Genomic DNA, 13,001 nt, shown 5'->3' with positions numbered 1-13,001 from the left:
AAATCATCACTATCATTTTTGATATCTCGATAGAACATCCTCAAGCTGTTTCTCTGTGCTTATTACTCGTAAAATTTTACCATTTTTAACAATCATGTGTGTAGGAAATGTAGTAATTCCCAGCTCATCAACCACATAATTGTCACTTACTGATGCCGTTGCATACTTGAAATCTGTTTTACTTAAAAATACTTTCAGCTTTTCTTCACTATCAGTTGCCAAGCTCAAAAACTTTATGTTTGGTTTTTTTGAGTATTTAGATACTAATTTATTAAGTGCAGGCATTTCTTCAATACAAGCACCGCAACCAATAAACCAAAATTTAAGTATAACAAACTGATCTTTGGTTGTTTCGGAATTGTACTTTTTACTATTAATATCTGTAAAGTTAAATTTTGGCACTACGCTACCTTCCATATTAAAATATTTAACATCAGTCTCAAATGTTTTTTCAATCAGATCACGTAATTCTGCATCAACAGCGGTGGTAATTTTGTATAACTTGTAATGTTTTAATGAATCATTTGTTTCCAAGGAGATTGGAATCTGATATCCAGATGCTAGTTTATTAAAAAAATCCTTTCTGGTTAAGGGTTTATCATGCTCATCAAAGCCAAGAAAATTATCAGCAAGATTTACATGATTGTAATAATAAGTCCAAAAAGAATCTTGATTTAATAAAATCTCAGATGGCGGATAAATTGCTTTTTTTGAGTTATTAGCGCAAGAAACGATTAAAACTGCAAATAGAATTAAGAGGGTAAGATAAGATTTTCTCATAATCAGGAAGATAATTTAAGAGAAAGATAACAAAAATCTCAGATAAAACTAAGAAAATAGTTACTCAATATGCAAAACCAGGAAATTCTATATTTACAACCTTCCACGCGTCATTTTGAAGGGCAAAATACAATTTGAATGGTCCGCTAACAATTTGAGATTGCTTGCCCAATACTGCACGATAGCCTGCAACACCCTCTACAAAACCCATTCCCTTACCATCGCCCATTAATTCGAAATTAACATCGATTATATCGTATCTCCCACCAACATATTCGTCAAATTGCCCAAAAATTCCTTTTAACCTACCAATTATTACATTTTTGCTAATGATTTTATTTCCCGGGAGGATAAAAAAATTGTTTAATTCTTCTGTAACAGACTTTGATTGCTTAAACCAAGAATTGATAAATCTAATGGCGCTATTAACAATATCAGCTTGATGGTTAAAAGTTGGCGTTTCTTGCATTTGGCAAATCTACGGCTTCTATCTAATTATCTTCATTGCATTCCAAAGTTTTTCATCCATTTCATAAACATCTTTTCGATATTCTATTTTACCATTTTTAGCCCATGCAGTATGGTAAGTTATAAGCAAAGGTGTTTCATTATCAAGAAGAAAACGCATAGGTTTTAATTGTAGCTTTTCTGCTATATCTTTTTTTACGTTAGCATTCTTCTTTTCAACAGGCATAATCAAGGGTTTTAATCCTAGTTCAGTTCTAACTTTTTCAAAGCTCGTTTCGTTAGCCATAATATGCCATGCAAGCTGCAATGGTTTTTCTAACCTAATACAACCATGACTAATTGCTCGATTATTTAACTTGAAGGCACTTTTAACATTAGTATCGTGTAAGTAAACACTGCTTGTATTTGGAAAAATAAATTTCAGTTTCCCTAAAGAATTACCAGAGCCAGATTGCTGAACAAATAGAAACGGGAGTTTTTTTCTATCGTATTTATACCAGCGTATGTTTGATGGATTCTCAATTAACTTATTTTTATGGTAAACTAAAATATTATGCCGACGCAAATAATTAGAATTTCGTCTCGCCATCGTATATATTTCAGTTTGTGCAATACTTTCAGGAATATTCCATTCGGGGTTTGAATAGATATATTTTATGTTACTATACAATTGAGGAGTTTCCCTATTATTAGGTTTATCATCCAAATCACCTGTTTTTTCGTAAATTTTTAGTTTTTTATCATAATCAGCATCCCTCCTTTCACCAACGCAAACCTTCATTGTTGTTAGTGTGTCCTCACCATTAAAATAAACGAGTCGAAAATCTGGAATGTTAACCTGGATATATTTTTCACCTTTAAGCGGCAAAACCCATCTCAAACGCTCCATATTTATGGCCAATATTTTTTTTAAGGAATCATTTTTGGAGTTTAAGTAAGCTTTCTGCAATGCAACATATTGATTTGATTTATTTTGAATTGCGTTCAAAGTATCTACAATGTTAACCGCAGATAACATATTTCGAATAAATAAGCTATCAGCCTGCTTTACATCAATATTATATCGCAAATAGATTTTTTTTGGGTTAACAACCCCAAATTTTAAATAACCAGCATACTTAATAAAAGCATAAGACGAAAGGATTTCTAGCTTAGCAAGCTTTGAATAGCTTTCATCAACATTAGTAAAATTATTTGCTTTTAAGGTGACGATTAAATTTTTAAGCTCCTTAGTGCGAAAAGTTTCGGAATTGAAACCATGCATAAAGCCCTTATCAAGGTATGTTATTAAAGAATCTAAACCTTTAACCCCAAAAAAACGAATGGTAAAATTTGGCGTTACATTATTTTTAAAATGCGCTTTTAAGGATGAAAGATTTTCATTTTGCATGCTCAAGCTTTTGAATTCGTTTATAAAAACAGAATCGTATTTAACTGAATCAAAATCCTTATAAATTTCTTGCCCTAAACTTTCGGCAAGCAACTCGCCTGTAGAATGTTTAGAACCATGAAAAATAAAAAAATAAATTAATGCGGCAGGAAAAAAAATGGTTGTAAAAGTTTTCAAAATATAAATCCATTAAAAAGGAGATAATCATTTTATTCGGGATGTATATTTAAACAGGTCAGAAAATAACAGGGAATTATTTACCAACCATTATAAGCGTATTATCGAGTTTTTTTCATAGCGAGCCAAAGTTTATCGTCCATATTATAAACATCTGGTCGGTATTCAATTTTACCATTTTGCGCCCATGCAGTAAAATAGGTTATTAAAAGTGGAACCGCTTTTTTAGGCCCAAACCAAGCTGGCTTAAGCTTAAAGGCTTTTGTAGTATCTGCCTTTGCGGCTAAACGTTTTTTATACCATTTGTTACGGGTACTATCAACAGGAGGCAAATCAACTTCTGCCCTTAACTTGTCGTAAGTATATTCATCGCCAACTAATTTTTCGGCAAATTCTAAAGGTTTTTCTATACGTATACAGCCGTGACTAATTGCCCTATTACTTAAATTAAAGCCATTTTTATTATTTGTATCATGCAGATAAATGCTGGAGCTGTTATCAAAAATAAACTTGAATTTACCCAGTGCATTTCCGCCACCAGAACCTTGTTTAAATTTAAAAGGCAATTTCTCCCTTGAGTAATTGTTCCAATTAATGGTATCGGGCTCACCAATTAATTTGTCCTTATAATAGACATTAATATTGCTGTTTGATAAATAATAAGGATCTTTTCTGGCCATCCAATAGATTTCGCTTTGCGCTATGCTTACAGGAATATTCCAAATTGGATTTGCCTGAATAGAATTAATCTTACTAAACAGTAATGGTGTTTCATGGTTTTTTGGCTTGTCATCCAAATTGCCAGATTTTGCAAAAGCTTTTAACTTTTCGTCATATCCGTTCTCACGTTTCCCCCCAACACAAACCTTCATTGTAATTATAGTATCCTGGTTATCAAACCAAGTAAGCTTAAAATCAGGAATGTTTACTTGCACATAATTCGTACCTGTTTCTGGCATTTGCCAACGAAAACGCTCCATGTTTAAGAGCAATATTCGCTTTTCATCTTCTCCTTTTGCATTCAAATATGCACTTTGCAAAGCTTTATATTGAGCCGATTTTGGTTGAGCGTTTCTTAAACTATCAACTAAACTTTCTGTACTTAAAAGTTTGGTCATATTTAAACTATCCGGACGTTTTACCTTAATGTAATATCTCGAAAAAATATTGCGTGGATTTACAACTCCATATCTTAAAAAATTATTATAATTTAAATATGCGTTAGCACTTAACAACTCCAGTTTTGCAATAACCGGATAGCTTTCATTTACAGTTTTAAATTTATTAGCGGTAAGTTCATCTAACAATTTTTTAATCTCAAGAGTCTTAAATATTTCGGGATTAAACCCATGATTTTTGCTGCTTTGCAGGTAACTTACAAGGGTATCCAATTCCCCATCAATGTAGAATTTAGTGACCATTTTAGGCTCATTGGTGTTTGATGAATAAAATGCCTTAATGGTTTTAGGGTTTATGAATGATGGAGATAATTCATCCATTGTTTTAACAAAAACACTGTCGTAAGCTACAGTATCGAAATCTTTGTAGATTTTATTTTTAAAATGCTCAGATAATATTTTGCCAATCTCCGGAGGTTGTTTAAACCACCCACAGGCCGAAATACTTAATATAATAGGAATAATCAGAAAGCGGAAATTCTTCAACACAACAAAATTTAATGCAAAAATAAGGTAATCAGAAATTAAATCACCATTATGGCAAATTAAGTGCCATTATTTTTTGATTTACGGTTTCAAACACTATATTTGCCATCGCTAATCAGCTAAAGCATTGATACTGGCAGAAATAAAGATATGAAATTAACTTTGAACCATCACTTACATTTACATCATCGCCGATAGGCGATATGATATGTTTGTTTTGTACTTCAAAACTTTTTTCCGTAGAATAATTTCTTGCACACTCTATATTCAATACTTTGAAAACACTTAAAATTGCTATCCAGAAATCGGGTAGGTTAAACGAAAAATCCGTAGAAATATTAAAAAATTGTGGTCTTTCTTTCGAAAACTACAAGAGCTCATTAATTGCTACCGTTGCAAATTTTCCATTAGAAATTCTTTTTCTTCGTGATGATGATATCCCTGAATATGTTCAGGACGGCATTGCCGATTTAGGTATTGTTGGTGAAAATGTTATCACAGAAACTAAGGCTGATGTTGAATATTTACAGCGTCTTGGCTTTGGAAAATGCACCTTAAAAATCGCCGTTCAAACGGGTAGCGAAATCCAAAAATTAGAAGACTTGAATGGCAAAGCAATCGCCACTTCTTACCCTGTAATTCTAGAAAAATTCTTAACAGAAAAAGGAATAAAATCAGACATCAGAACCATCTCAGGCTCGGTAGAAATTGGACCTGGTTTAGGCTTAAGTGATGCTATTTTTGACATCGTTTCTACAGGTGGCACTTTAAAAAGTAATGGACTAAAACCATTCGCAGATGTAATGAATTCTGAAGCTGTTTTAATTGGAAATAAATCGATAATTGACAACCCAGAAGTCGCAGAATTGCTGCAAAGAATACGTTCGGTTCTGAGTGCAAAATCTAACAAGTATGTTGTGCTAAATGTATCAAAAGATAACCTTCAAAAAGTTGTCGATTTATTGCCTGGTGTTAAAAGTCCAACGGTTGTTCCATTGTTTGAACCGAACTGGGTTGCCGTTCATTCTGTAATTGCCGAAGAAGATTTTTGGGATAAAATTAACAGTTTAAAAGCAGCAGGTGCTGAAGGTATTTTAGTGATGCCAATTGAAAAGATTATCACTTAAAAATAACATGCAAAAGCCAAAAATAGCATTAACTATTAGTTAATTTAAAATCATAAAGCATTGAAAGTCTATAATTATACAGATTTATCTAAATCAAAAATTAAAGAACTGTGTTCTCGACAAATTGAAGACGATAAATTGGTAGAAGAACGTGTTGCAGACATCATAAAAACAGTAAAGAATGATGGTGATAAAGCACTGATTAATTTTGCAAAAACCTTTGATAAAGTTGAGTTGGAAAAACTTTTTTTAGATGCAGAGGAATTGAAACACATTGCATCGACTATTCCTGCAGACGCAAAAAAAGCGATTGAAACTGCTTACGGAAACATTAAAACTTTTCACGAATCTCAAATAAAAAAGGAAGATAAAGTTGAAACGATGCCTGGAGTGGTTTGCTGGCGGGAATCGAGGGCAATTGAAAAGGTTGGCCTTTATATACCGGGCGGTACAGCTGTTTTGCCGAGCACCTTTTTAATGTTGGCTACGCCAGCAATTATTGCAGGATGTAAAGAAATTGTGGTTTGTTCGCCACCACAAAGCGATGGTAAAACCAATTGTTATCTTGCTTACTGTGCTGTGCTTTTAGGTATCGAAAAAATCTACCTGATTGGTGGTGCACAAGCTGTAGCAGCAATGGCTTTTGGAACTGAAACCGTACCTCAGGTTTATAAAATATTTGGCCCAGGAAATCGCTATGTGACCTCAGCCAAAACAATGGTTCAAAATAAGGTGGCTATTGATATGCCTGCTGGTCCATCGGAGGTTTTAGTGATTGCTGATGAGACTGCCAATCCGTCATTTGTTGCCGCAGACTTGCTTGCACAAGCAGAACATGGCATTGATAGTCAGGCAATTTTAGTGACTACTTCAAATAAAATTTTAGAAGAAACGCTAAAAGAAATTGAAATTCAATTATCTAGGTTATCAAGAAAAGAAATTGCTGCAAAAGCTATAGCTAATTCTTACGCTATTTTAGTTGATAATTTAAATGTAGCAATGGAATTTTCGAATGAATATGCACCAGAACATTTAATTTTAGCAACTGAAAATTTCGAAGTTCTTATACCATTGATTACCAATGCAGGCTCGGTTTTTTTAGGAAATTTAACACCAGAAAGCGTTGGCGATTATGCCTCAGGAACCAATCATACCTTACCCACAAGTGGCTTTGCTAAAGCATATTCTGGAGTATCAATTGACGCTTTTATCAAGAAGATAACTTTTCAACATCTAACTACCAAAGGATTAAATAATATTGGTAACACCGTTGAAATCCTTGCAGCTGCCGAAGGGCTAGATGCGCATAAGAATGCAGTAACGATTAGGTTAAAGAACAAAGATAAATGAACAAAGAATAAAGACAGGCACATTTGGATATTGGTTTAGCATATAGTCATTTATCCTTATTCATTGTACTTTAATCTAACAAAACCAAGTAAAAATGGACATTAACGAATTAGTAAGAGAAAATATAAAAAACCTAAAACCATATTCTACCGCCAGAGATGAGTTTAAAGGGCAAGCGTCTGTATTTTTAGATGCAAACGAAAATAGCTATGGTTCTCCCCTACCTGCAAACTATAACCGCTATCCAGACCCATTACAGTTGGATTTAAAGGATGCAATTAGCAAAATTAAGGGTGTACCTATTGAAAATACCTTTTTAGGAAATGGTAGCGACGAGGCAATCGATTTATTGTTTCGGGCGTTCTGTAATCCTGGAAAAGATAACGTAATTATACTTCCGCCAACCTACGGAATGTATGAAGTTTCTGCGAATATAAATGATGTAGAAACACGTAAAGTAAACCTGCTTCCCAACTTCCAATTAGACTTAGAAAAAATTGCAGAAACGATTGATAAAAACACTAAAATAATTTTCATTTGTTCGCCAAATAATCCGACAGGAAATTCGATAAACCGAACAGATATTGAAACCATTTTAGCCAACTTTAAAGGTATTGTTGTGATAGATGAAGCGTACATAAATTATGCAAAACAAAAAACCTTTATTCAGGAGTTAACCGAGTACGGAAATCTGGTTGTTTTGCAAACTTTTTCTAAGGCTTGGGGGCTTGCTGCTTTGCGTTTGGGCATGGCATTTTCATCAACAAAAGTGATTGATGTTTTGAACAAAATTAAGCCACCTTACAACATCAATCAGGCCACGCAAGATTTAGCTTTTGAAGCACTAAAAAACATCGCTCAGGTTAACAACTGGATTAGAGAATCTGTTACCGAAAGACAACGGCTTTCTACCGAATTAAACAACTTAAATATCGTTACCAAAGTTTACCCATCGGATGCGAATTTTATTTTAGTTGAAGTTACCGATGCTACCAAGATTTACAACAACTTAGTGGAAGATGGAATCATTGTTCGCGACCGTTCGAAAGTTATTTTATGCGAAGGTTGTTTAAGAATTACAGTTGGCACCAAAGAAGAAAATGATAAACTATTAACCATTCTGAAAAAATTTTAAAAATGAAGAAAGTATTATTTATCGACCGCGATGGAACTTTAAATATTGAACCAGATGATGAGCAAGTAGACAGTTTTGCGAAGCTGAAATTCTATCCACGTTCACTTTATTATCTATCGAAAATTGCAAGCGAAATGGATTATGAATTGGTTATGGTTACAAATCAGGACGGTTTAGGAACACCATCAAATCCTGAAGAGAATTTCTGGCCGATTCATAATTTTATGCTAGATACTTTTGCAGGCGAGGGTGTAAAATTCAGCGAGATTATTATCGACAGAACATTTGCAAAAGACAATGCCCCTACCCGCAAACCAGGAACAGGTTTGTTGACCAAATATTTAACTGGCGATTACGATTTAAAAAACTCATATGTTATTGGCGATAGACTAAACGATGTGGTTTTGGCGAAAAATTTAGGTGCAAAGGCAATTTTTCTTCGTCAGAATGATGCATTGGGTTCTACCGAGGCACTGGACAAACATGAAACCTTGTTAGATATTATTATTTTAGAAACCCAGAAATGGGAGGATATATATAATTTGCTTAAAGCTGGAAGTAGAAAAATAAACCATTTGCGCAAAACCAATGAAACTGATATCACCATTAATTTGGATTTAGATGGTACTGGAAAAGCTAAAATTGAAACAGGTTTAAACTTTTTCGACCATATGCTTGACCAAATTGCTAGACATGGAAGCGTAGATTTGGAAGTAATTGCCAAAGGCGACTTACATATTGATGAACACCATACGATTGAAGATACAGGAATTGCCCTTGGAGAAGCCTTTGCAAAAGGTTTGGGCAACAAGCTCGGCATAGAGCGTTATGGTTTTTGCTTACCGATGGATGATTGCTTAGCGCAAGTTGCAATTGATTTCGGCGGTAGAAATTGGATTGTATGGGATGCTAAATTTAAACGTGAAAAAGTTGGCGATATGCCTACCGAGATGTTTTATCATTTCTTTAAATCGTTTAGCGATGCCGCAAAATGCAATTTAAACGTTAAAGCCGAAGGCGATAACGAACATCATAAAATAGAAGCTATATTTAAAGCTTTTGCAAAAGCGATTAAAATGGCGATAAAACGTGATGCAGAGAAAATGGTTTTACCGAGCACAAAGGGAGTTTTATAGAATGGAGGAAGGATTAAGGAGCAAAGAATAAAGATTACTCGCCAAACTTTTCAATTTATCGTCATTGCGAGGAGGCACGACGAAGCAATCTCAGCAACGAATTTAGATTGCTTCAGCGCAAACCCAGCTTCAAAATGACGTGGTTGAGGGCTTTATTGCAGAAAACCTTTGTTAAATAAACCCGATAGCAGTGAATCCCGATTTTTCATCGGGAGAAACGAATAGCGGGGCTACAGAACCTTTGAAACACTGACATTCGTTTTCTAATTTTTAAAAAGAAATAATTTCAGATTTGCTCGACATTACGTCTTGATACTTGATACTAAATACTTGATACTAAAATGATTGGAATAGTAAATTATGGCGCTGGAAATATTTTCTCTTTAACCGCAGCATTGGAGCGTTTAAACCTGCAATATGGCATGGTTAACACCGAAAACGACTTGGAGAAATATACGCACATCATCATTCCTGGGGTTGGGCATGCTGGTTCGGCTATGGAAAAACTACAGGGAACGGGCTTAGTTGAAGCGATAAAAAAGCTGAACAAACCTGTTTTAGGCATTTGCGTGGGTATGCAGTTGATTACTGAGCATTCTGAAGAGGGTGATGCAAAGCTTTTAAATATCGTGCCTGTTAAGACTAAAAAATTCGATAAGTCGTTGAATATCAAAATACCACACATGGGTTGGAATGCGGTTAGCCCGAAAAACAATTCGTTGTTTGATGGTGTTGAAGATAATACACAATTTTACTTCGTGCATTCGTACTTTATTGAATATAACCCTACTTTTGACATCGCCTCGGCTGATTACGGATTGAAGTTTTCGGCGGCAGTGCAAAAAGATAATTTTTACGGTGTTCAGTTTCACCCTGAGAAATCAGGTAAAGCTGGCGAACAGATATTAAAGAATTTTTCGAACCTGACGAGTAACTAAGAACCATATAAACCTTTAAATTTTAACTAAAAAATGTACATAATTCCTGCTATTGATATTTTGGATGGAAAAGTTGTTCGTCTGCGTGAAGGCGATTACAATCAGAAAACTGAATATGATGTTTCTATCGCCGAGATGATTGAAAAATATCGTTCAAACGGTACAGATTTCATTCATATTATTGATTTAAACGGGGCCAAAGGCGATTTCAGCAACCAAAAATCGCTTTTCGAAATCATCAAAAAAACGGAGATGAAAGTGCAATATGGTGGCGGAATCCGTACCATTGAGCAGGTTACTAATTTGCTTGATGCTGGTATCCATCGTGTTATTGTAGGCACGCAAGCCATTACCAATCCTGATTTTTTACAGCAATTAAGCGAGGCCTTTGCTAAAAAAGACAACTATGCAAACCGAATTGTTATTGCCATTGACGTTTTAGACGAAGTAATTAAATATTCGGGTTGGATGGAAAGTTCGCCAATTAAATTAATGGACTACGTTGATAAATGTTTGGCCTTAGGCTTCTTCCGTTTTTTGTGTACTGATATTAGCAAAGATGGAAAGTTAGGTGGTGCAGCTATTGATTTGTATAAAAAACTTCTTGAACATTCTCCAATGATTAAATTAATTGCATCTGGAGGTGTAAGCTCAATGGAAGACATCCATGAATTGGCAAAATACCCGATTAGAAGCGTTGTTGTTGGAAAAGCAATTTACGAAAACAGAATCACTGTTGAAGAAGTGAAAGATTGGAATTTGAAGATGTTGAGTTCGATATAACTAATGGAATCAAAGAAACTGTTAATTATTGGGTTAATATTAATATCTGTTAGTTTTGTAATGTTTCTTTGGGGAATGCATATGTTTACCTATGCAGGTAATTATACAGAGTTTATGGGAGTTACTGGATTCTGGAGCTTTCTTCTTTGCATACCGGTTTTTATAATTGCATTAGTTTTAATAGCAATTGCATTTAGAAAAAAAGATAAAATTTAATTACTCGTCATTGCGAGGCACGAAGCAATCTATTTATTAAACATTGCTTCGCACCTCGCAATGACGAAAACCCAAACAAATGCTGAGTAAAAGAATTGTCCCCTGCTTAGATGTAAAAGACGGACGCACCGTAAAAGGTGTAAACTTTGTTGATTTACGCGATGCGGGTGACCCTGTAGAGTTAGCGGCTCAATATGCCCAACAAGGTGCAGATGAGCTGGTTTTTTTAGATATTACCGCCACTCACGAACGTAGAAAAACAATGATTGAAATGGTAAAATCAGTTGCTCGTCAACTGAATATTCCATTTACGATTGGTGGTGGCATAACAGAACTAGCAGATGCAGAAGCTTTATTAAATGCTGGTGCAGATAAAATCAGCATCAACTCGGCCGCTGTTCGTAATCCGAAGCTGATTGAGGAATTATCTAAAGCTTTTGGCGTTCAATTTGTGGTTTTAGCTGTTGATACAAAATATGTTGATGGCAAAAATATGGTTCATTTAAACGGTGGCCGATTAATCACAGAATTAGAAACCGAAAAGTGGATTAAACAAGCTGAAGATTTAGGTGCAGGCGAAATCTTGCTAACTTCAATGGACCACGATGGTACTAAAGCTGGTTTCGATTGCGGTTTATTAAGCAAAGTAAATCAAATGATTAACATTCCTATTATTGCCTCAGGTGGTGCGGGTAATATGGAACACTTTACAGAGGTTTTCCAAAAAGCTAATGTCGATGCCGCTTTAGCTGCATCGGTATTTCATTATGGAGAAATTTTGATACCTGATTTAAAACAAGCGTTAAGAAAAAATAATATTCCAGTAAGGATATAATTAACACACTCGTCATTGCGAGGCACGAAGCAATCTCTAGCCGATTAGATTGCTTCGTGCCTCGCAATGACGAAACTTGATAGAAACAATGAAAATAGATTTTGATAAAGGTGATGGTTTGGTTCCAGTAGTAATCCAAGACGAACAAACTTTAGAGGTTTTAATGCTTGGCTACATGAACGCCCAAGCATTCGAAAAAACACAAGCAGAAGGTAAAGTAACATTCTTTTCTCGCACTAAAAATCGCTTATGGACCAAAGGCGAAGAAAGCGGAAATTTCCTTTTTGTAAAATCGATGCATATTGATTGCGATAATGATACAATTTTGATTAAAGCAAACCCTGTAGGCCCAACTTGCCACACAGGTAGCCGCAGCTGCTTTAAAACAGAATATAATCAAAACTTTATTTTTGAATTAGAAAACATCATCGCCGATAGATATGAAAATCCTGTTGAGGGTTCATATATCAACAAAATGAGGTCAAAAGGCTTAAATAAAATTGCTCAAAAGGTTGGCGAGGAAGGTGTAGAAACGGTTATTGCTGCACTTGCAGAAACTGAAGAAGAATTTATCGGCGAAGCATCTGATTTATTATTTCACCTGATGTTTTTATTAAAAGAAAAAGGTTTATCAATCCAAGATATTGCAAAGAATTTAGAAAAGAGACATAAATAAGGTAAAAGACTAAAGCTGAAAGCAAAAAGTCTTAATTACATTCAATATAACCAAAATGCTCAAATACATCAGTTACTTAAATCTCTTTTTAGGTATAATATTTATCGCAATTTTAAAGAGCAATCAAGATTATCTTGAGTTGGCTTTGATTGTTCCAACCGTCTTCTTCAATTGGGTAACGCTTTTTCATTTTATAAAAAATAATCTGAAATTCGAAAAGTGGCATTTATTTTTAGGTTTTCTAAGTGTTTTCTTTTCAGTAGCTTCAATGCTGATTACTTTTCAGGTATTTTTTGAAACCAGCTTATCTAACGAAATCATCTATT

13 protein-coding genes are annotated in these 13,001 nt (G+C 34.6%); 9 read left to right on the top strand and 4 right to left on the bottom strand.

All coding sequences use genetic code 11. The features are described 5' to 3' along the window. Nucleotides 1–12 precede the first annotated feature (12 nt). The 4 genes from QWY86_RS17260 to QWY86_RS17245 form a co-directional block, all read right to left on the bottom strand. Nucleotides 13–780: a TlpA family protein disulfide reductase gene (locus QWY86_RS17260; protein ID WP_290243884.1), complete on the bottom strand. Its 768-nt coding sequence runs from the start codon at nucleotides 778–780 to the stop codon at nucleotides 13–15. Between the two features lie 64 nt (nucleotides 781–844). Continuing rightward, a complete protein-coding gene (locus QWY86_RS17255) occupies nucleotides 845–1,249 on the bottom strand; it encodes a hypothetical protein (RefSeq protein WP_290243882.1) in 405 nt (134 codons plus the stop codon). An 18-nt stretch (nucleotides 1,250–1,267) separates the two neighbouring features. Further along, nucleotides 1,268–2,815, bottom strand: a complete 1,548-nt coding sequence (locus tag QWY86_RS17250; protein ID WP_290243881.1) for a L,D-transpeptidase family protein — start codon at nucleotides 2,813–2,815, stop codon at nucleotides 1,268–1,270. 101 nt (nucleotides 2,816–2,916) lie between these two features. Further along, entirely contained in the window at nucleotides 2,917–4,482 is a 1,566-nt protein-coding gene (locus QWY86_RS17245; RefSeq protein WP_290243878.1) for a L,D-transpeptidase family protein, read from the bottom strand. A gap of 272 nt (nucleotides 4,483–4,754) precedes the next feature. Here QWY86_RS17245 and hisG point away from each other — a divergent pair, with 272 nt between their 5' ends. From hisG to hisIE, 9 genes are all read left to right on the top strand, one after another. Beyond that, a complete protein-coding gene (gene hisG / locus QWY86_RS17240; RefSeq protein WP_290243876.1) occupies nucleotides 4,755–5,606 on the top strand; it encodes an ATP phosphoribosyltransferase in 852 nt (283 codons plus the stop codon). A 60-nt stretch (nucleotides 5,607–5,666) separates the two neighbouring features. Next, nucleotides 5,667–6,956, top strand: a complete 1,290-nt coding sequence (hisD, locus tag QWY86_RS17235) for a histidinol dehydrogenase (protein ID WP_290243874.1) — start codon at nucleotides 5,667–5,669, stop codon at nucleotides 6,954–6,956. A gap of 94 nt (nucleotides 6,957–7,050) precedes the next feature. Continuing rightward, nucleotides 7,051–8,091 (top strand): histidinol-phosphate transaminase, encoded by a 1,041-nt coding sequence (hisC, locus tag QWY86_RS17230; protein WP_290243872.1) that lies wholly within the window; start codon nucleotides 7,051–7,053, stop codon nucleotides 8,089–8,091. 2 nt (nucleotides 8,092–8,093) lie between these two features. Continuing rightward, nucleotides 8,094–9,227: a bifunctional histidinol-phosphatase/imidazoleglycerol-phosphate dehydratase HisB gene (gene hisB, locus QWY86_RS17225; RefSeq protein ID WP_290243870.1), complete on the top strand. Its 1,134-nt coding sequence runs from the start codon at nucleotides 8,094–8,096 to the stop codon at nucleotides 9,225–9,227. A gap of 341 nt (nucleotides 9,228–9,568) precedes the next feature. Continuing rightward, complete coding sequence (gene hisH, locus QWY86_RS17220) at nucleotides 9,569–10,165, top strand: imidazole glycerol phosphate synthase subunit HisH (RefSeq protein WP_290243868.1); 597 nt, start codon at nucleotides 9,569–9,571, stop codon at nucleotides 10,163–10,165. A 33-nt stretch (nucleotides 10,166–10,198) separates the two neighbouring features. Then, entirely contained in the window at nucleotides 10,199–10,948 is a 750-nt protein-coding gene (gene hisA / locus QWY86_RS17215) for a 1-(5-phosphoribosyl)-5-[(5-phosphoribosylamino)methylideneamino]imidazole-4-carboxamide isomerase (protein WP_290243867.1), read from the top strand. A gap of 3 nt (nucleotides 10,949–10,951) precedes the next feature. Next, nucleotides 10,952–11,164 (top strand): hypothetical protein, encoded by a 213-nt coding sequence (locus tag QWY86_RS17210; RefSeq protein WP_290243865.1) that lies wholly within the window; start codon nucleotides 10,952–10,954, stop codon nucleotides 11,162–11,164. Nucleotides 11,165–11,243: 79 nt separating this feature from the next. Continuing rightward, nucleotides 11,244–11,999: an imidazole glycerol phosphate synthase subunit HisF gene (gene hisF, locus QWY86_RS17205; RefSeq protein ID WP_290243864.1), complete on the top strand. Its 756-nt coding sequence runs from the start codon at nucleotides 11,244–11,246 to the stop codon at nucleotides 11,997–11,999. Nucleotides 12,000–12,087: 88 nt separating this feature from the next. Beyond that, nucleotides 12,088–12,675: a bifunctional phosphoribosyl-AMP cyclohydrolase/phosphoribosyl-ATP diphosphatase HisIE gene (hisIE, locus tag QWY86_RS17200; RefSeq protein WP_290243862.1), complete on the top strand. Its 588-nt coding sequence runs from the start codon at nucleotides 12,088–12,090 to the stop codon at nucleotides 12,673–12,675. The last annotated feature ends 326 nt before the right edge of the window (nucleotides 12,676–13,001 follow it).

The organism is Pedobacter aquatilis (genome assembly GCF_030409415.1).
Lineage (GTDB): Bacteria > Bacteroidota > Bacteroidia > Sphingobacteriales > Sphingobacteriaceae > Pedobacter > Pedobacter aquatilis.
The sequence above is the reverse complement of the archived record's forward strand: the minus strand, read 5'-3'. Positions and strand labels throughout refer to the sequence as shown.